This window comes from Psychrobacter sp. TB20-MNA-CIBAN-0197 (genome assembly GCF_040309765.1).
Taxonomy (GTDB): Bacteria; Pseudomonadota; Gammaproteobacteria; order Pseudomonadales; family Moraxellaceae; genus Psychrobacter; species Psychrobacter submarinus.
This window is the reverse complement of sequence record NZ_JBEOPC010000905.1, coordinates 1-258: the sequence shown is the minus strand read 5'-3', so window position 1 is coordinate 258 and position 258 is coordinate 1. Positions and strand designations below refer to the sequence as shown.

Genomic DNA, 258 nt, shown 5'->3' with positions numbered 1-258 from the left:
CGTCTGAGAGAGGGCTATTTCTTCACCAACGCCGAACACGCCGCCTTGTAAGCCTCATGCTGATATTTGTTCAACGTCCCCGGCAGTTCAAAGTTGTGCTTCTTGGCCTGGGCATTGATCGTCTGCGGCGACAGCAGCGTCACCTCACAACCATCCAGCAACTGAAACACGCCCTCGATCTTGAACGTCGTCGGCCCACCGGCAAACTCGCCCTTTTTGCTACGCTTCTTGATCGCGATCCGGTCCACCGAATTCTCC

Annotated in this window: 1 protein-coding gene; it reads right to left on the bottom strand. The window is 55.8% G+C overall.

What is annotated here, in order from left to right; genetic code table 11:
- Nucleotides 1–14: 14 nt before the first annotated feature.
- Nucleotides 15–258, bottom strand: a 244-nt coding sequence (locus tag AAEY83_RS16490) for a DUF3010 family protein (protein WP_351060787.1), incomplete at its 5' end; no start/stop codon positions are given.